The 17,349-nt window shown below is 65.5% G+C and carries 16 protein-coding genes; 11 read left to right on the forward strand and 5 right to left on the reverse strand.

All coding sequences use genetic code 11. The features are described 5' to 3' along the window. Nucleotides 1-17: 17 nt before the first annotated feature. Nucleotides 18-656 (forward strand): hypothetical protein, encoded by a 639-nt coding sequence (locus ACODTW_RS01320; RefSeq protein WP_488944062.1) that lies wholly within the window; start codon nucleotides 18-20, stop codon nucleotides 654-656. Here the strand turns inward: ACODTW_RS01320 and ACODTW_RS01325 are convergent. The 4 genes from ACODTW_RS01325 to ACODTW_RS01340 all read right to left on the reverse strand — a co-directional run bounded on the left by ACODTW_RS01325 (nucleotide 631) and on the right by ACODTW_RS01340 (nucleotide 5,054). Next, nucleotides 631-1,644 carry an agmatine deiminase family protein gene (locus tag ACODTW_RS01325; protein WP_488944063.1) on the reverse strand — a complete coding sequence of 338 codons (1,014 nt, stop codon included), beginning with the start codon at nucleotides 1,642-1,644 and terminating at the stop codon, nucleotides 631-633. The genes ACODTW_RS01320 and ACODTW_RS01325 overlap by 26 nt on opposite strands. A gap of 771 nt (nucleotides 1,645-2,415) precedes the next feature. After that, nucleotides 2,416-3,759 (reverse strand): glutamine synthetase family protein, encoded by a 1,344-nt coding sequence (locus tag ACODTW_RS01330; protein ID WP_488944064.1) that lies wholly within the window; start codon nucleotides 3,757-3,759, stop codon nucleotides 2,416-2,418. 183 nt (nucleotides 3,760-3,942) lie between these two features. After that, the gene (locus ACODTW_RS01335; RefSeq protein ID WP_488944065.1) at nucleotides 3,943-4,698 is read right to left on the reverse strand and encodes an SDR family oxidoreductase; all 756 of its coding nucleotides are present in this window, start codon (nucleotides 4,696-4,698) and stop codon (nucleotides 3,943-3,945) included. Further along, a complete protein-coding gene (locus tag ACODTW_RS01340; protein ID WP_488944066.1) occupies nucleotides 4,698-5,054 on the reverse strand; it encodes a hypothetical protein in 357 nt (118 codons plus the stop codon). The genes ACODTW_RS01335 and ACODTW_RS01340 overlap by 1 nt, the downstream gene beginning before the upstream one ends. 107 nt (nucleotides 5,055-5,161) lie before the next feature. Between ACODTW_RS01340 and ACODTW_RS01345 the strand changes: the two genes are divergently transcribed. The 8 genes from ACODTW_RS01345 (at nucleotide 5,162) to spbR (ending at nucleotide 12,723) form a co-directional block, all read left to right on the forward strand. Continuing rightward, a complete protein-coding gene (locus ACODTW_RS01345) occupies nucleotides 5,162-5,920 on the forward strand; it encodes an ABC transporter ATP-binding protein (RefSeq protein WP_488944067.1) in 759 nt (252 codons plus the stop codon). Further along, nucleotides 5,917-6,690, forward strand: coding sequence for an ABC transporter permease (locus ACODTW_RS01350; RefSeq protein ID WP_488944068.1), 774 nt, complete (start codon nucleotides 5,917-5,919; stop codon nucleotides 6,688-6,690). Before ACODTW_RS01345 ends, ACODTW_RS01350 begins: the two co-directional genes overlap by 4 nt. 101 nt (nucleotides 6,691-6,791) lie before the next feature. Beyond that, on the forward strand, nucleotides 6,792-7,925 hold the full coding sequence (locus ACODTW_RS01355; protein ID WP_488944069.1) for an ABC transporter permease: 1,134 nt from the start codon (nucleotides 6,792-6,794) through the stop codon (nucleotides 7,923-7,925). A gap of 2 nt (nucleotides 7,926-7,927) precedes the next feature. Continuing rightward, on the forward strand, nucleotides 7,928-8,695 hold the full coding sequence (locus tag ACODTW_RS01360) for an ABC transporter ATP-binding protein (protein WP_488944070.1): 768 nt from the start codon (nucleotides 7,928-7,930) through the stop codon (nucleotides 8,693-8,695). A gap of 3 nt (nucleotides 8,696-8,698) precedes the next feature. Beyond that, nucleotides 8,699-9,637, forward strand: coding sequence for an MlaD family protein (locus ACODTW_RS01365; RefSeq protein WP_488944071.1), 939 nt, complete (start codon nucleotides 8,699-8,701; stop codon nucleotides 9,635-9,637). Then, nucleotides 9,634-10,299 (forward strand): ABC-type transport auxiliary lipoprotein family protein, encoded by a 666-nt coding sequence (locus ACODTW_RS01370; RefSeq protein ID WP_488944072.1) that lies wholly within the window; start codon nucleotides 9,634-9,636, stop codon nucleotides 10,297-10,299. Before ACODTW_RS01365 ends, ACODTW_RS01370 begins: the two co-directional genes overlap by 4 nt. Nucleotides 10,300-10,353: 54 nt before the next feature. Continuing rightward, complete coding sequence (locus ACODTW_RS01375; protein WP_488944073.1) at nucleotides 10,354-11,349, forward strand: TAXI family TRAP transporter solute-binding subunit; 996 nt, start codon at nucleotides 10,354-10,356, stop codon at nucleotides 11,347-11,349. Nucleotides 11,350-11,616: 267 nt separating this feature from the next. Continuing rightward, entirely contained in the window at nucleotides 11,617-12,723 is a 1,107-nt protein-coding gene (gene spbR / locus ACODTW_RS01380; RefSeq protein WP_488944074.1) for a SpbR family protein, read from the forward strand. A gap of 115 nt (nucleotides 12,724-12,838) precedes the next feature. Here the strand turns inward: spbR and ACODTW_RS01385 are convergent, their stop codons facing one another. Then, nucleotides 12,839-14,212 (reverse strand): glutamine synthetase family protein, encoded by a 1,374-nt coding sequence (locus tag ACODTW_RS01385; protein ID WP_488944075.1) that lies wholly within the window; start codon nucleotides 14,210-14,212, stop codon nucleotides 12,839-12,841. 163 nt (nucleotides 14,213-14,375) lie between these two features. Here ACODTW_RS01385 and ACODTW_RS01390 point away from each other — a divergent pair, with 163 nt between their 5' ends. Beyond that, on the forward strand, nucleotides 14,376-16,733 hold the full coding sequence (locus tag ACODTW_RS01390; RefSeq protein ID WP_488944076.1) for an ATP-binding protein: 2,358 nt from the start codon (nucleotides 14,376-14,378) through the stop codon (nucleotides 16,731-16,733). Between the two features lie 102 nt (nucleotides 16,734-16,835). Then, nucleotides 16,836-17,249 carry a response regulator gene (locus ACODTW_RS01395; protein ID WP_488944077.1) on the forward strand — a complete coding sequence of 138 codons (414 nt, stop codon included), beginning with the start codon at nucleotides 16,836-16,838 and terminating at the stop codon, nucleotides 17,247-17,249. The last annotated feature ends 100 nt before the right edge of the window (nucleotides 17,250-17,349 follow it).

Raw genomic sequence — 17,349 nt, forward strand, 5'->3', positions numbered from 1 at the left:
AGGCTATCGACCGCTAAATGGGTGATGTTGTGCAGATAGAAGAAAACCACATCCAATGGGTCATTGTTGATAGGTTGGGAAAGCTTCTTAAGGAAACAGCAAATGACACCGAATACGGCACTACTCATGCGTTCGCATTATTCAGCGCAATCATAGCCTGGATTCGGCAGAGTGTTGGAGCCCATGAGAGCTATGAAATATGGCCGGAGAAGTTAAAACCACTTCAATCGCGTATTTCTGAAAGCCCATGGAGTGCTGCAAAGTTTAAAGGCTCCGGGAGAGTTTCAGCCTGCCTGCACGCTAAACGCAGAGGTCAGGATAAATGCAAATCTAAAGAATTTGATCTCGCATCTTGCAAAATGTGGGAGATGCTTGTTTGGCTCAGAAATAGTATGTCTCATGGAGACAATCACAACGTTTCACCATGGAACAAAAAAATTTCTGCAGACAATCCCGATCCTGTTCTTGTGGGATTTAGTTTTTCTGATGGCAAGGGGCGTGTGGACCTAAGCGCTGATGCCATGCGTAGCATCGGAAGTGAATTAGTGACACTTTATCGCGCTGCTTATGGTGGCAGTGTTCGCGATCAGGAAGAAACCCATAAAAGGGTGCTTGAAGTACCACCCCACGTCACCCCGCCGGCTGCTGCTGGGTGATGCAGTGGATGCCGCCGCCGCCGCGCACGATGTCCAGGGCGGGGACGGGCAGGATGCGGCGGTCGGGGAACAGGCGGGTGAAGAGACTGATGGCTTCGGCGTCCATCGGGTCTTCGAACAGCGGCATGACGATGCCGCCATTGGCCATGTAGAAATTGGTGTAGGACAGGGTCAGGCGCACGCCGTGCTGTTCCTGGCGCGCCGGGGTGCGCAGGGTCACCACCTCCAGCTCCCGCCCCGCCGCATCACGGGCCGCGCGCAGGCGGGCCAGATTGTCCTGGAAGACGGGATAATTGGGATCGGTCGTATCGTCGGTGACCATGGTCAGGACCACACCCGGCTTCACGAAACAGGCGATCTCGTCAATATGGCCGTCGGTTTCGTCCTGTTCATAGCCCTTGTTCAGCCAGATGAACTGCCGCACGCCCAGATGATCGGCCAGATGCTGTTCTATCTCGGCCCGCGACAGATGCGGGTTGCGGTTTTGGTTCAGCAGGCATTCCTCGCTGGTCAGCAAGGTGCCCTCCCCATCCACATGGAAGGACCCGCCCTCCATGATCAGGGGTGCTGCATAGCGCTTCAGACCCTGGTTTTCCAGGATCAGGCGGCCGACCGCCGTGTCAGGCTGGAAATCATCATAGTTGCGGCCCCAGGCGTTGAAGCCCCAATGCACGCCGGCCACCCCGCCCTTGCCGTCAATGACGAAGCTGGGGCCATTGTCACGCACCCAGCTGTCGCTGGTGGCCATGGGCAGCACCGACACGCCGGGACCGCAGGCCAGGCTGACGGAAGCAATTTCCCCGTCGGGGCAGAGCATGGTCACCGGTTCGAATTCCGCGATGGCCCTGGCCACGGCGGCATAGGCCGCCCGCGCCGCCGCCAGCCCATTGGGGAAGGTCTCCGCGCGCACGGGCCAGCCCATCCAGCAGCGGGCATGCGGCGCCCATTCGGCGGGCATGAAGAAACCGTCGGCGGCGGGGGTGGTCATTGCGGGAACCTCGTCATTCGGTGGTGGGCAAATAAAAAGCCCCGGCGAAGGTATCGCCGGGGCCGTATCCTGACAACCATGCCGGTCCTGAAAAACGCGGACCGGAAGATGATTTGGTGCTCCCTCAAGCGCCGGGCGGCGGCATCCGCCGCCTAGGCTTGCGGCGCATGGGCGCCGGGCCGGTGGTCACCGGCCAGAAATCGCCTTCAGGCTAAGCCTTCAGACGATTTGTGTCAGACTGAAAAATGGGAACTGCTTAAAGAAGCAGGCCTTTCCGCCTCAATCGCGGCGGTTGGCCGGGTAATGCTCAACCGAGGCGGCATATCGGGAAAAAGCACCGAGCCGCAGCATGGGAAGCAGGAAAAAGTACCGCATGATGTCTCTCCATCGTTGTTTTCGATGGACGTAATATAATTGCGTGGATGCCCAAAAGCCAGCCGGGGGCGGCGCCGGGGCAAGGCTGCGCGGCGCGCATGGCTTGCGATGGCGGCGGGCGAGGGGCGGACCGGTCACATTTTCTGGGTGGTCTGGGCCTGCCGCCGTCGGGCCGCCCCTTCTCCCCTCGGCGCTAAGGCAACCCACCACACTAACCTGCTTTCCCCTTGATAAGCGGGGATCCAGGGGCCACAAGAGCAGGCGCGTCGGTGCCCTTGGCTCCTGGACCCCCGCTCATCAAGGGGGAGGCAGGGAAGGTGAAAAGCCCTAACTTAGCGCCTAGGCGCTTTCGCCGGGGGTACGGGAGAGATAGACGGGCGAGGCCCCCCCTCACCCTCACACATTCAGCAACAGGTTCTCCCGTTCCCAACTGCTGATCACGCGCTGATAGGCGTCATATTCGGCCTGCTTCACATAAGAGACGGCGGAGATGAAGCGGTCGCCCAGAATCTCCTTCAACGGCTTGCAGCTGTTGAACTTGTTCAGCGCGTCGGTCTGGTGCCGGGGGAGCGAGAAGGCCAGGCGGTGGGCCGAGCCCTTCACCGGGTCCGACGGCTCCATTTCGTTCATCATGCCGATATAGCCGCAGGCCAGCGAGGCGGCCAGGGCCAGATAGGGATTGGCATCGGCCCCGGCCACACGGTTTTCCACGCGCCGCGCTTCGGGCGGGCTGACCGGCACGCGGAAGCCCGTGGTGCGGTTGTCCCGGCCCCAATGCACATTGATGGGCGCGTCCGACCCCTGCACCAGCCGGCGGTAGGAATTCACGTTGGGCGCCAGCAGCGGCATCGCGTAGGGCAGATATTTCTGCAAACCGGCGATGAAGCTGAGGAACAGCGGCGTGTCGGCCCCGTCCGGCGTGGCGAACAGGTTGGCGCCGGTCTTGGCATCCACCAGCGACTGGTGAACATGCATGGCGCTGCCCGGCTCGTTCTGCATGGGCTTGGCCATGAAGGTGGCATAGACCTGATGCCGGATGGCGGCCTCGCGCACCGTACGCTTGAACAGGAAGACCTGATCGGCCAGTTCCAGCGCGTCGCCATGGTTGAAGTTGATCTCGATCTGCGCGGCGCCGGCCTCGTGGCTCATCGTGTCGACGTCGATTTCCTGCTTTTCGCAGAAATCGTATACGTCCTCGAAGATCGGGTCGAATTCGTTGACGGCGTCAATGCCATAGGCCTGGCGGCCGCTTTCCTGGCGGCCGGAGCGGCCGACGGGCGGGACCAGGGGATAATCGGGATCCTTGTTGACGGCGACCAGGAAGAATTCCAGTTCGGGCGCGACGATGGGCTTCCATCCGCGCTCCTCATACAGCGCCAGCACGCGCTTCAGCACGGAGCGCGGCGAGATGTCGACCGTGCTGCCATCGGCATAGAAACAGTCGCAGATGACCTGGGCCGTCGGCTCGTTATACCAGGGGACCATGCGGACCGTGGCGGGGTCGGGCGTCATGTAGACGTCCCAGTTCTCCACGCTTGTCACGTCCTCATCCTCGGGATATTCGCCCGTCACGGTCTGGATGAAGATCGATTCCGGCAGTCGCAGGCCACGATCCCGCAGAATGCGCAGGAACTTGTCGGCCGGGACGATCTTGCCGCGCGCGATGCCGGCCATGTCCGGCACCAGACATTCCACCTCGGTGATGTGCCGGGAGCGGATGAATTCTTCCAATGTACTCATGTTGACGCCGCGGGTTGGCGGCCCAGAAGCATCCGTGGCGGCCGGGACAGAAGCCTGTCCGCCGGGGCTGGGAAATGGTGCTACGCCCGCAGCCCTCCACGTTGTTTCAGGTCTGCCAGTATAGGCAGAGGTCCGGGGGGGCAGGCAAGCGCGTATGGTGACGGATTGATGACGTTGGTCCCGTCAATAAAAGCTGATGTCGCGTTCCAGGCCGGCAAACCGGATGCCGGCATCGACATAAAGCGTCTGGCCCGTCACCACCGGGCTTTGCAGCAGATAGAGACAGGCCTGGGCGATGTCGTCCGGGCCCGGCCCGATGCCCAGCGGCGTGCGGTTATGCAGCCGTTCAAATTCGGCCTGCGCCTGGCCGGGGGCGGGCAGGGTGTAGCCCGGTGCAATGGCGTTCACCCGCAGCCGCGGCATGCCCGCCCGCGCCATCACCTCCCCCAGCCCCATCAGGGCGTATTTGGACAGCGTGTAGCTGAGATGGTCGCCATTGGGGCTGGCCAGCTTCTGGTCCAGGATATTGACGACGGCGCCTGTCGCGCCATCCGGCAACTGGGCCAGCAGACCCTGGATCAACAGGGCGGGGGCCACGGTATTGGGCAGGTAATGGGCCAGCAGCGTGTCGGCCGACAGGGTGGTGATATCGTCCCATTCGAAGATGGAGGCGCTGTTGACCAGTCCCGTCAGCGGCCGTCCCAGGGCGGATGAAGCGGCCGGGATCAGCCCCGTCACCTGGGCCGGGTCGGCCAGATCGGCGGGGACGGCGGCGGCCGTGACACCGGCCGCGCGCAGGGTGGACAGCACCTCCGCCACCTCCGGGCCAGGGGTGCGGTAATGCAGCGCCACATCCATGCCAGCACCGGCACAGGCCCGGGCCATGGCGGCGCCCAGGCGGCGCGCACCCCCGGTGATCAGGATGGCGGGACGGGTCATCAGGCACGCTCCCGATGGGTCTGGTGATCGAAGCCGGCGATGGCGTCGCTGGCAATGGACAGGGTGACGGCCAGGATGCGGTCGTCAAAGGCAAAGATGAAGCGCGCCAGGGCGGCGGCAATGGAGGCCGCATCGGCAAACGGCCCTTCATCGGCCAGCGGACCCAGAATGTGCCGCACGATGCGCGAATAATCGACCGTCATGCCGATATCTTCCGGATTGCCCGTGAAAGGGCCGGCGACATTGGTTTCCAGGCTGATATTGATGCGCACGGGTACGGGATCCGCCTGTCCGGCCACGGGCAGGGATGCCGCCACCTCGCGCACCAGGATGCGGAAATAGGGGGAAGGTTTCATCGCGGGGCCCGTCACTCGACAATCTGCGGCCCCGCGCTAATATCAGCCGGCGGCGCAAAGGGGAACAGGCGGATGCGGATCATCATGGCAGCGGGCGGATTGACGGCGTGACAGATGATCTGCTGCGGCTTTCCGGCCTTGCCCTGACCTACCCCAACGGCACGCGCGCCCTGGATAGTGTCGATCTGAGCGTGGGGGAAGGGGAGTTCCTGTCCCTGCTGGGCCCCAGCGGCTGCGGCAAAAGCAGCATCCTGCGTCTGGTGGCTGGGCTGATGGCGCCAACGGGTGGGCGTGTCGACTGGCTGCGGCCGCTGGCGCGCGGCGATATCGGCTTTGTCTTTCAGGAACCGACCCTGATGCCCTGGGCCCGCATCATCGACAATGTCCGCCTGCCGCTGGATCTGGCCGGCGTGCCGCGGGCGGAGGGTAATGAGCGGGCGGCCGATGGGCTGGCCCGCGTCGGGCTGGGCGATTTCCGACAAATGTTCCCGCGCGAATTGTCAGGCGGCATGAAGATGCGGGCGGCCCTGGCCCGCGCGCTGGTCACCCAGCCGCGCCTGCTGCTGCTGGACGAGCCGTTTGCGGCGCTGGACGAGATCACGCGGCTGAAACTGAATGATGATCTGCTGGCGCTGTGGGAGAGGCAGCGCTTCACCACCATCTTCGTCACCCATTCCGTGTTCGAAAGCGTCTATTTGTCCAGCCGCATCGCCATCATGGGCCCCCGGCCGGGGCGGGTGGTGGAGGACATCCCGGTCGATCTGCCCTGGCCGCGCGACCTGTCGCTGCGTACGGGCGCCGATTATGGCGCCCTGTGCCGGGAGGTGTCCGACCGGCTGCACCGGGCCATGGGAGGGGCGGCATGAGCGGGAACTGGGCACGCCGGCTGTTGCCGCCGCTGGTCGGGCTGATCTTCCTGGGGCTTTGGGAAGGGGCCGTGCGCTGGTGGGACATCCCCGTCTTCGTGCTGCCGCCGCCGCATCTGGTGGCCGTGACCCTGTGGAATGATGCGCCGCTGCTGTTCCAGTCGGCCTGGCTGACCCTGCTGGTGACGGTGCAGGCCTTTCTGCTGGCCCTGGTCACGGGCGTGGGGCTGGCGGTTATGTTCAACCAGTCGCGCGCGCTGGAATCGGCGCTTTACCCCTATGCCGTGATGTTGCAGGTCACGCCCATCGTGGCCATCGCACCGCTGGTGGTGATCTGGGTCGGGTATGAACGGGTGGATGTGGCGCTGCTGATCCTGGCCTGGATCGTCGCCTTCTTCCCCATCCTGTCCAACAGCACGGCCGGCCTTGCGTCCGTCGATCCCAATCTGCGCGACCTGTTCCGGCTTTATGGCGCCGGCCGCTGGCAGACCCTGTGGCGGCTGAACCTGCCCTCGGCCCTGCCCTTCATCCTGGCGGGGGCCAAAATCTCCGGCGGGCTGGCCTTGATCGGGGCCGTGGTGGCGGAATTCGTGGCAGGGTCGGGGACGGCGACGGGGCTGGCCTGGCGCGTGATCGAGGCCGGCAACCGCCTGAACATGCCGCGCCTGTTCGCGGCCCTGACCCTGTTGTCGGCGCTGGGCATCCTGATCTTCGCGGCCCTGTCCTGGGTGCAGCGGTTGCTGCTGCGCCGCTGGCAGCCCGATGCCTGAACAATGTACAAGGCCGGCATGCGGCGGTTGACCCGCCGGTACCAATCATGTCAATGGGATGGGGTCGCCGGCCTGTTGCGGCGCGTCATGGGCCAGGAACCGTGCAGACTGCAAGTTTCACATCCGCCTGGGAACAGGACCGACTGCTGCTGACAGCCGCCGGCCGCTGGGACCTTGCGTCGGTCGAACATCTGCAGGCCCAGACGAAAGACCCCGCCAAGGGCCGGCGCAACCTGACCGTCCGGCTGGACCTGTCGGGCATCACTGCCCTGGACACGGCCGGCGCCATCCTGATTGACCGGCTGATCCGGCAGCTGGAAGCCGCCCAGCATGTCTTGAGCATCGAGGGCGGGCGCGAGGATCTGCGCGGCCTGCTGGAGGATGTGCGCCGGGCCATCGCCGAGCCGGCGCAGAAAGCCCCGCCGGAAGCGCGGCCGCGCTTTCCGCTGGCCGATCGTACCGGCCGCGCAACGATCGGCATGTGGCATGATGTTCTGTCGATGCTGTCCTTCCTGGGGCTGGTCACGGTGACGGTGCTGCGCCTGCTGCGCACGCCGTCGCGTCTGCGGGTCAAGCCGCTGTTCTTCCATCTGGAACAGGTGGGGCTGAACTCGCTGCCCATCGTCGGGCTGCTATCCTTTCTGATCGGGGTGGTTCTGGCCTATCAGGGGGCGGATCAGCTGCGTCGTTTCGGAGCCGAAATTTATGTCGTGAACCTGCTGGGCATCGGCGTCCTGCGCGAGATCGGCATCCTGATGACCTCCATCATCGTGGCCGGCCGTTCCGGTTCCGCCTTCACGGCCCAGATCGGGACCATGAAGGTGAACCAGGAGGTGGACGCCATGCGCACGCTGGGCCTGGACCCGGTGGAAATGCTGGTGCTGCCGCGCATGCTGGCCCTGTTCATCGCCCTGCCGCTGGTCGGCTTCTATGCCAATGTCGTGGCGCTGGCCGGTGGGGCGGTGATGGCCTATGCCTATCTGGACATCAATTTCGGGCAGTTCGCCCGGCAATTGCAGATCGCCGTCAGCACCACGACCCTGTTCGTGGGTCTGGTCAAGGCCCCGGTCTTCGCCACCGTCATCGCCCTGGTCGGCTGCTTTGAGGGGCTGCGGGTGACGGGCAGTGCCGAAAGCGTGGGCCTGCTGACGACGCGGTCGGTGGTGGTGTCGATCTTCCTGGTCATCGTGCTGGATGCCGCCTTCTCCGTGCTTTTCTCCTATGTGGGGATCTGACGATGGCGGAACCGATCATCCGGGTGCGGGGGCTGAAGACGCGGTTCGGCGCGCAGGTCGTGCATGACGGCGTCGATCTGGATGTCACCAAGGGCGAGGTGATCGGCCTGGTCGGCGGGTCGGGTACGGGCAAATCCGTGCTGCTGCGGGAGATCGTGGGCCTGATGGACCCGTCGGCCGGCAGCATCGAGGTGCTGGGCCGCGACACGGCCACGCTGGGGGAGCGGGAGCGACTGGCCCTGCAGGCGCGCTGGGGCATGCTGTTCCAGGATGGCGCCCTGTTCAGCTCGCTGACGGTGCTGGAGAATATCCAGGTGCCGCTGAAGGAGCATACGAGGCTGCCCCGTGACCTGATCGACGAGATCGCCCGGGTGAAGGTGGCCATGGTCGGCCTGCCGCCGGATGCCGGGGCCAAGTACCCGTCGCAATTGTCGGGCGGCATGCGCAAGCGCGCCGGTCTGGCCCGCGCCCTGGCGCTGGACCCCGAGATCCTGTTCCTGGACGAGCCGACGGCGGGCCTGGACCCGATCGGGGCGTCGGCCTTTGACGAACTGATCGGGGCCTTGCAGAAAAGCCTGGGCCTGACCGTGTTCATGGTCACCCACGATCTGGACAGCCTTTATGCCATCTGCGACCGCATTGCGGTGCTGGTGGATAAAAAGCTGGTGGTGGGCACCATTGACGAATTGCTGCGCCAGGATCACCCCTGGATACGCGATTATTTCCACGGGCCCCGCGGGCGCGCGGCCAGTGCGGTGAAAGGGAGATAGGACATGGAAACACGGGCCAATTACACGGCCGTCGGTGCCTTTGTCCTGGCATTGGCGGCTTCTGTCTTCGTCTTCGTCATCTGGCTGGCCAAGGTGCAGTTCGACAAGGCTATCCAGCCCTATTACATCATGGTCACCGGCACCGTGACCGGTCTGGTCGAGGGCGGGCCCGTGCGCTATCGCGGTGTCAATGTCGGCACCGTCACCGATATCCGCATCAATCCGGAGAATGTCGAAGAGGTGCGCCTGACCATCGAGGTGCCGGAGGAAACCCCCATCAAGACCGACGCCATCGCCTCGCTGGAGCCGGTCGGTGTCACGGGCGGCGTCTATGTCGAGATCGCGGGCGGCAGCCGCGATGCACCGCTGCTGCGTGAGCAGGTCAAGGGCATCCCTGTCATCCGTTCACGCCCCAGCTCCATCGCCGCCGTGCTGGCCAAGGCGCCGGAGGTGCTGGAAAATCTGATGAAGATTTCCGCCCGCCTGTCCGAGCTGCTGAATGAGGATAACCAGAAGGCCATCGGCACCATGCTGGCCAACCTGGCCCAGGCCAGCGGCAACGCCAATGACACGGTGAAGAATGCCAACCTGCTGATGGTTGACCTGCGGGCCCGGGTCAATACGCTGAGCCAGCAGGCCGAAGTGCTGATGACCACCACCAATGACACGGTGGGCAGTGTCGGTGGCGACGTGAAGGCCATCACCGCCGATCTGGCCAAGACCACCAAGGAAATCAACAAGCTGTCGGCGTCGCTGGCCGCGATGATCGAGGAGAACCGCGAGCCGATCCGCGACTTCACCTCCACCGGCCTTTACGACCTGAGCCAGCTTCTGATCCAGCTGCAGGACCTGAGTTCCAATATCAGCCGCATGTCGCGCCGCCTGGAACGCGATCCGACCGACCTTCTGTTCGGCGGCAACAGTGGAGTGAAGACGGAATGACGCATTATTCCATCCACCGCCGTGGGTTGCTGGGGCTGGCGGCACTGGTCCCGCTGGCTGCCTGCTCGCCGGCGCAGCTGCTGACGGGTGGCAAACCGCCCAAGCTTTATGTGCTGACCCCGGCCAAGGAATTCACCGCCGGTCTGGCGCGCGCGCCGTGGCAGCTTCTGGTGGAAACGCCGCTGGCCAATTCGGCGGTGGAAACGCCCCGTATCGTGCTGGGCGAGACGGCCAACCGCATGACCTATTACGCCGGAGCAACCTGGGCCGACAATGCGCCGGACATGGTGCAGACCCTGCTGGTCGAGAGCTTTGAGAACAGCCATCGCATCGTGGCCGTGGGCGTGGAGCGGACGGGGCTGCGCGCCGACTTCATCCTGAAGACGGACCTGCGCGATTTCCACGCCAATTATGCCGGCGGTGACACCAGCGAAGTGGCACCCGAAGCGACCGTGCGCATCAATGCCAAGCTGGTGCGCATGCCGCGCCGGAACATCGTGGCCGGCGATACGTTCGAGGCGAAGGTCCGCGCCGCCAGCCCGGCCCTGACCGACATCATCACCGCCTTCGATCAGGCCATGGGCGCCGTCCTGCGCCGCATCGTCGAATGGACCCTGCAGCAGGGGCAGGCCAACGTGCAGATCGACCCGCTGCCGCGCTGACCCCGCCGCTTTTCCGTTCCCGTCCCGTCCTGTACCGGTGCCGTCTTGACCTTGATGAAACGCCTGCCTTTCCGCCTTGTCCTGTCCCTTTGCCTGGCGGCGATGGCGGCCGGGACCGCGGGTGCGCAGCCGGCGGAGAAACCCGCCGCCAGAACCAGGCCACTGATCATCGCCAGCGGGGTGGTCACCGGGCTTTATTATCCCATGGCCGGCGCCATCTGCCGACAGGTGAACCAGCAGAAGGACCGCCATGGCTATCGCTGCCTGGTGGAGGCGACAGACGGCCCCGTCTATAACCTGAACGCCCTGCGCGACGGGGAGGTCGATCTGGCCCTGGTCCAGTCCGACTGGCAGGCCGCCGCCGTCAAGGGGGAAGGCCGCATGGCCGCCGCCGGGCCGTTCAAGCAGCTGCGCGCCGTCGCCACGCTGCATGCCGAAACGGTGACCCTGCTGGTGCGCCCCGACGTGGACATTGACAGCCTGGCCAAGCTGCGGGGCAAGCGGTTCAACCTGGGCCCGCGGGGATCGGCCCTGCGCAATCTGGTCGATACGGTGCTGGAGGCGTCGGGCGTGAAGCTGGGTGACGATGACGCCAACCTGTCGCCCGACGCCGCCGCGCAGAGCCTGTGTTCGGGTGACCTGGATGCGGCCTTCTTCGCCGTTGGCCACCCCAATGCCGCGGTACGGCAGACCATCGCCAATTGCGGCGCGGTGGTCCTGCCCATCGCGGGGCCCGGGATCGACAAGCTGCTGGCGGCGCGGGCCGATCTGACCCGCGCCGCCATCCCCGCCGCCCATTATCCGGGGCTGGAGGCGGACGTGCCCAGCATCGGCGTCGCCGCCACCCTGGTTACCCGCGCCGACGCCGATGCCAAGGCCATCGCTGAGGTGGTGCGTGTGCTGCTGGAGGAACGCCCGGATCTGGAGGAACAGCATCCGGCCTTTTCCGGCGTGACGGCGGAAGGAATGGACAACCGCGCGCGGACGGCCCCCCTGCATCCGGCGGCGGAAAAGGCGTTCGCGGCGGCCAAGCCTGCCGGCAAATCCTGACCTGCCCGCTGCAACGAGTCGTCGTCGAAACTGTATCCGCTTTCCCGGTCTGGGGCGGGCGGCAGGAACCGCACCTAACCTTACGGATGATTGTGTTGATGCGGTTTGCGCCATACGCCTTCATTGTCTGTTCGGTTTTAGTAATTTGGCGTTCGCAATTGGCAGCACGCTGCACTAAATGTTAAAGAAACAGCAGTGGTGCCGGTTGCCCGTCCTGGTGGGTTTCCGGCTTCTCTGCGGTCGATCCAGGGAGGGTGCGTCCACCCCATGTCCGAGCATCTGTCACAGCAGGACGTTCAGCGTCTGCTGACCGATCCGTCGCCCACCACCCGTGCCGAGATGGCCGGCAAGGTGGCGCAGCATTTCGCCGCTCCCAACCTGACGGCGTCGGAGCGGGTGCTGGCGGAGGACATCGTGCGCATCATGGCGCGCGACGTGGCGACGCGCGTGCGCTCCGCCCTGGCTGAAAGCCTGAAATCCAACGCTTCCATCCCGCGCGACATCGCCATGTCCATGGCCCGTGACGTGGAAGAGGTGTCGCTGCCCTTCATCGAGGTGTCGACGGTCCTGACCGAAGACGATCTGGTGGAGATCATCCGGTCCGGTTCGTCGGAAAAGCAGACGGCCGTGGCCAAGCGGCCCAACGTGACGGAGATCGTCGCCGACGTCCTGGTAGAACGCGGCAGTGAGAAGGCCGTCGCCACCTTGATGTCGAACGATGCGGCGCAGGTGGGGGAGAAGGCGCTGGTCAAGGCGCTGGACCGTTTCCCCAACAGCGAGGCCGTGGCCGCCCCCATGGTCAACCGCGCCAAGCTGCCGGTGACGGTGGCCGAACGTCTGGTGGCGCTGGTGTCCGAACAGCTGCGCGAACGGCTGGTCGCCAAGCACGAGCTGCCCAACGACATGGCCGCCGACATCGTGATCCAGAGCCGAGAGCGTGCCACCTATGGGCTGGTCGGCGGAACCGGCGATGCCGATCTGGAAAAGCTGGTGGCGCAGCTGCGCCGCAGCCACCGCCTGACGCCGTCCCTGCTGCTGCGGGCGCTGTGCATGGGCGATGTGCCCTTCTTCGAGATGGCCATGGCCCAGCTGGGCCAGGTGCCGGTGAACAATGCCCGGCTGCTGATCCATGATGCCGGCCGGCTGGGCCTGAAATCCCTGTTCGACCGCACGGGCCTGCCGCCCAAGCTGTATCCCGCCCTGCGCATTGCGCTGGACGTCGCCAACGAGACGGATTTCGACGGTCTGGACCATGACCGCGAACGCCATCGCCGCCGCATGCTGGAACGCATCCTGACCCAGTTCGAGGAACTGGCCAGCGATGATGTCGATTACCTGCTGACCAAGCTGAGCGACCTGACGGCCGCGGCCTGATTTTGTTTTGCTCCCTCAGGCGCCGGGCGCCGCCATCCGGCGGCTTGGCTTGCGGCGCATGGGCGCCGGGCCGGCGGTCGCCGGCCTAAAGGGCAGACCTCCCGCGCCCTTCTGCTTATCCGCGCAGATACCATTCCCATTCCAGCGGCGTGACGCGCTGGGCGAATTTGGCCCGTTCGGCCTGTTTGGTGATGGCGTAGGTGTCGACGAAGGCGTCCCCGAACCAGTGGCGCAGGATGGCGCTGTCCTGGAACAGCTCCAGCGCCTTGCCCCAGTCGTCGGGCAGCCGCGGGGCGTCGGCGGCGTAGGCATTGCCTGCCAGCGGCGGGCCGGGGTCGATGCGGTTGTCCAGCCCGTGCAGCAGACCCGCCAGCATGCCGGCCAGCACCAGATACGGGTTCGCGTCGGCCCCGGCGATACGGTATTCCACCCGCCGGCTGTCCGGCCCGCCGGCCGGAATGCGCAAGGGCGCCGTGCGGTTGTTCACCCCCCAGGCGATGACGGTGGGGGCGTAGGAACCGACCTGGAACCGCCGCCAGCTGTTGGCGCCGGGTGCGGCCAGCGCCATGCAGGCGGGCATGGTTTCGGCCATGCCGCCGATGGCGTGGCGCAGGGCTTCGGAGCCCTCCGGCGCGTCGGCCGCGAAGATGTTGCGGCCATCCTTGTCCAGCACGCTCATATGGATATGCATGCCGCTGCTGGCCTGATCGCCATAGGGCTTGGCCATGAAGGTGGCATCAAACCCATGGCGCTGGGCGACGCCGCGCACCACGCGCTTGAACAGCACGGCGTCATCGGCGGCGCGCAGGGCGTCGGGCACATGGGACAGGGTGATCTCATACTGGCCGGGGCCATATTCGGCGATGGCGGTGCCGGCCGGGATGCCCTGCGCCTGGGCGGACGCGGTGATATCGTCCAGCACATCCTCGAAATCCTCCAGCTCCGCCAGCCCATAGACCTGGGTGCGGTTCTGGGGCAGGCCGCTGCGCTTGGACACGGGCGGCGAGGGCGGGGCGTCGGCGGCGCGGCTGCGGTCGATCAGATAGAATTCCAGCTCGATCGCCACCATGGGCGTCAGCCCGCGCTGGGCCAGGGCCGCCAGCATGCCTTCCACCAGGGAGCGGGGGGCATAGGGGAAGGGCCCGCCATCGCCGTCGCGCATGGACAGCATGATCTGCCCCAGCGGCCGGGCCGCCCAGGGCACGGGCGCCAGCGTGCCGGCCACGGGCCGGCAGATACGGTCGGGCACGCCCAGTTCCTGGGACATGCCGGTTTCTTCCACCGTGTCGCCGGTAATGTCGACCGCGAAGGTGCAGCCGGGAAAGGCCACGCCCTCCTTGAACACCTTCGACAGCTCGTCGATGGGCACGCGTTTGCCCCGGAACACTCCGCACAGATCGGGCAGCAGCACGTCCACGGCCGTGATGGCCGGGTGGCGCTGACGGAATTCTTCGATCTCACGCAGGGCTTCCGGGGGTGTCGTGGTCATTCCGGGTGGGATTCCTTGCTGTTGCGGCCGGCATGGCAGCAGTGCCGACCGGCCCTGTCAAGGGGCGGGAAGGGCGGGGCGGCCCTGCCCGCCGCCATGCCGCACCTTGCCGCGGCCATCCGCTTGCGCGCATAAAGGGGGAGAGGTCGCGCAAGGGGCAGGCATGTTCACGACCATCCGCTTCAAACTGGCGGCGGCCTTCGCCGTGGCCGTCCTGGCCGCCATCACCATCGGGATCGTGGCCGTGCTGGTCGTCCGGTCAACGGGTGACCTTGTCATCCGCATGTACGACCAGCCGCTGCAGGCCATCAATTACGCCCGCGCCGCGCAGACGGGGTTCGTGTCGATGGACCTGATGGCAGAGCGCGCCCTGCGCCAGGCCGGGGGGCTGCCGCCGGAATTCCGCGACGACCTGCAGGTCAATAATGAGGACTTCCTGTCCAGCCTGTCGGTGGTGGAGGAACGGGGTCTGAACCCCGAAATCCGCAAATACACGGCCCGCATCCGCGAGCAGAACGGCCGCTGGGTGGCGACCATCCAGGCCGTGATGGAGATGAATGCCGGCGTGCCGGACCATGATGCCGCCCTGCAGAGCCTGGAAAGCCTGGGCAACGGCATCATCACCAATCTGGAGATCGTGACCCAGATGGCGGCGGAGGACGGATACCGCTTCCGCCTGTCGGCCGAGGACACGATCAAGACGGCGGCCGACCGCACGAGCATCCTGATCCTGGTGTCGTTTGCGGTTGTGGTCCTGATCACCATCGCCCTGATCCGCACCATCGTCACCCCGCTGAACCGGCTGACCAAGGTGACCATCCAGCTGGCCGATGGCGACATGGAGGTGGCCGTCCCCTATGCCGCCCGCCGCGACGAGATCGGGCAGGTCGCCGGCGCCCTGGGCGTGTTCAAGGGCGCCATGGAGGTGGTGCGCGAGGCGCAGGAGAAGGCCGAAGCAGCCACCCGCGCCAAATCCGAATTCCTGGCCATGATGAGCCATGAGATCCGCACCCCCATGAACGGGGTGCTGGGCCTGACCCGGCTGCTGTTGAAATCCGGGTTGAACGAGGAGCAGGCCAAGCTGGCCACCACGGTCCTGCAATCGGGCCAGTCACTGCTGCGCATCCTGAACGACATCCTGGATTTCTCCAAGCTGGAGGCCGGCAAGGCGGAGATCGAGACGCTGGACTTCGAGCCGGCCTCCCTGATCGCGGGTACCACCATGCTGATGGCCAATCGGGCGGAGGAGAAGGGCCTGTGGCTGAAGGAGGAGGTGGACCCGGACCTGCCGCCCTATCTGCGGGGCGACCCCAATCGCCTGCGCCAGGTCATGCTGAACCTGCTGGGCAATGCCATCAAGTTTACGGAATCGGGTGGCGTCACCCTGCGCGTCCGGGCGTTGGAGCGGCCGGACGGCAGGCACCTGCGGGCGGAGATTGCCGATACCGGCATCGGCATTTCGGAACAGGCGCGGGCCCGGCTGTTCGGCAGCTTTGTCCAGGCCGACAGTTCCATCACCCGCCGCTTTGGCGGCACGGGCCTGGGGCTGGCCATCTGCAAGAAGTTGGTGGAGGCCATGGGCGGCGCCATCGGCGTTGACAGCATCGTCGGTGAGGGCAGCACCTTCTGGTTCGAGCTGCCGCTGGTGGAAGGCAGCCCCGTCGCCGGCGACGGGCTGGGCGACGAGGCGGCGCGCGACATCCGCCCCTTGCGCATCCTGGTGGCCGACGACAATCCCGTGAACCGCAAGGTGCTGTCCGGCATCCTGGCGGAATATGGGCATGTGGTCAGTTTCGCCGCCGATGGCGGCGCGGCCGTGGAGGCCGTACGCGAGGCCGACCCGCCGTTGGATATGGTGCTGATGGATGTGCATATGCCGGGCATGGACGGGCTGTCCGCCACGCGCGCCATCCGGGCCCTGGAGGGGGCCTGTGCCCATATCCCCGTCATCGCCGCCACGGCCAGTGTGGGCCCCAACGGTATTCAGCGCTGCCTGGATGCCGGCATGAATGACCATGTGGTCAAACCCATCGATCCGGCCAACCTGTTCAAGGTCATCCGCCGCCTGTTCCCGGCGCAGGCAGAGCCACCGGCGGAGTCGCCGCCCGACGAGGCGGCAGAGGGCTGCATGGCCGATGCCCTGCTGACCGGCAACCAGCCGTTCCTGCCTGATGTTCTCGACAGTCTGGCGATCGATATGGGACCGGAAATGGCGGTCGATCTGATCGACACCTTCCTGTCGATCCTGCCCGAGGTGGAGCCCGACCTGTTCCCCGGCGATGGCGCAGCGGTGGACGCGTATCAGGCAGCGGAAACGGCGCATTCCCTGAAATCGGCGGCCGGCAGTCTGGGTCTTGCCGCCGTCTATCGCGCCGCCCAGGCCGTGGAGATGGCGGGCCATGCGGGGGAGGATGGGCGGCTGCCCGCCTTGCTGTCGCTGCTGCGGGCGGACCTGGATACCGGTATCGCCTGGCTGCAGGCGCAGCGTGCGAACCTGGCCGCCGCCCCGGCGGCGGATTAACCATGGTCGGAATAGGGCGATTGTTGAATTGACAAGGCGATGTGACTGGCGTTTGTCATCGGGAATGGCGGGGCTGCGGCCCCATTGTCTGAAGAATTAACCATGTCGCACGGCCCTGACCGCATCCCCGGCTTTGAAAAGCTGAATGTCCTTCTGGTGGAGGATAATGCCTTCGCCCAACGGCTGGCGCGACAGGTGCTGGCTCAGCTTGGCGTGCAGAATGTCACCATCGTCAAGGATGGTCAGGCGGCCATCGATACGCTGGAGGACGCGGATTTCCAGTGCGATCTGATCATATCGGACTGGAACATGCCCAATGTCACCGGGCTGCAGCTGCTTCAGCATGTCCGCAAGACCTGGGACAAGATGCCGTTCCTGATGCTGACCGGCAACCAGACGGCCGAGTTCGTGCAGCAGGCGCGCGCCAACCGCGTCGATGCCTATGTCATCAAGCCCTTCTCGCCGATGCAGCTTCGGCAGAAGATATGTGCCATCTTCAATATCAAGGCCGGCTGACCCCTGCCGAATGGGGCTGACAGCGCGGCAGGATGATCTATCCTTGTCAGGCGGCCGGAAAACAGGCTCATACTTGTCTATACAACATATGGCCGGGGAG

This window comes from Niveispirillum sp. FG148 (genome assembly GCF_057809655.1).

Excerpts from the sequence above, each read along its gene's own strand:
- ACODTW_RS01340 (WP_488944066.1), bottom strand. The coding sequence starts at position 5,054 with ATGAAACCTTCCCCCTATTTCCGCATCCTGGTGCGCGAGGTGGCGGCA.
- ACODTW_RS01335 (WP_488944065.1), bottom strand. The coding sequence starts at position 4,698 with ATGACCCGTCCCGCCATCCTGATCACCGGGGGTGCGCGCCGCCTGGGC.
- ACODTW_RS01325 (WP_488944063.1), bottom strand. The coding sequence starts at position 1,644 with ATGACCACCCCCGCCGCCGACGGTTTCTTCATGCCCGCCGAATGGGCG.
- ACODTW_RS01360 (WP_488944070.1), top strand. The coding sequence starts at position 7,928 with ATGGCGGAACCGATCATCCGGGTGCGGGGGCTGAAGACGCGGTTCGGC.
- ACODTW_RS01330 (WP_488944064.1), bottom strand. The coding sequence starts at position 3,759 with ATGAGTACATTGGAAGAATTCATCCGCTCCCGGCACATCACCGAGGTG.
- ACODTW_RS01375 (WP_488944073.1), top strand. The coding sequence starts at position 10,354 with ATGAAACGCCTGCCTTTCCGCCTTGTCCTGTCCCTTTGCCTGGCGGCG.
- ACODTW_RS01365 (WP_488944071.1), top strand. The coding sequence starts at position 8,699 with ATGGAAACACGGGCCAATTACACGGCCGTCGGTGCCTTTGTCCTGGCA.
- ACODTW_RS01395 (WP_488944077.1), top strand. The coding sequence starts at position 16,836 with ATGTCGCACGGCCCTGACCGCATCCCCGGCTTTGAAAAGCTGAATGTC.
- ACODTW_RS01390 (WP_488944076.1), top strand. The coding sequence starts at position 14,376 with ATGTTCACGACCATCCGCTTCAAACTGGCGGCGGCCTTCGCCGTGGCC.
- ACODTW_RS01350 (WP_488944068.1), top strand. The coding sequence starts at position 5,917 with ATGAGCGGGAACTGGGCACGCCGGCTGTTGCCGCCGCTGGTCGGGCTG.
- ACODTW_RS01370 (WP_488944072.1), top strand. The coding sequence starts at position 9,634 with ATGACGCATTATTCCATCCACCGCCGTGGGTTGCTGGGGCTGGCGGCA.
- spbR (WP_488944074.1), top strand. The coding sequence starts at position 11,617 with ATGTCCGAGCATCTGTCACAGCAGGACGTTCAGCGTCTGCTGACCGAT.
- ACODTW_RS01320 (WP_488944062.1), top strand. The coding sequence starts at position 18 with ATGGGTGATGTTGTGCAGATAGAAGAAAACCACATCCAATGGGTCATT.
- ACODTW_RS01385 (WP_488944075.1), bottom strand. The coding sequence starts at position 14,212 with ATGACCACGACACCCCCGGAAGCCCTGCGTGAGATCGAAGAATTCCGT.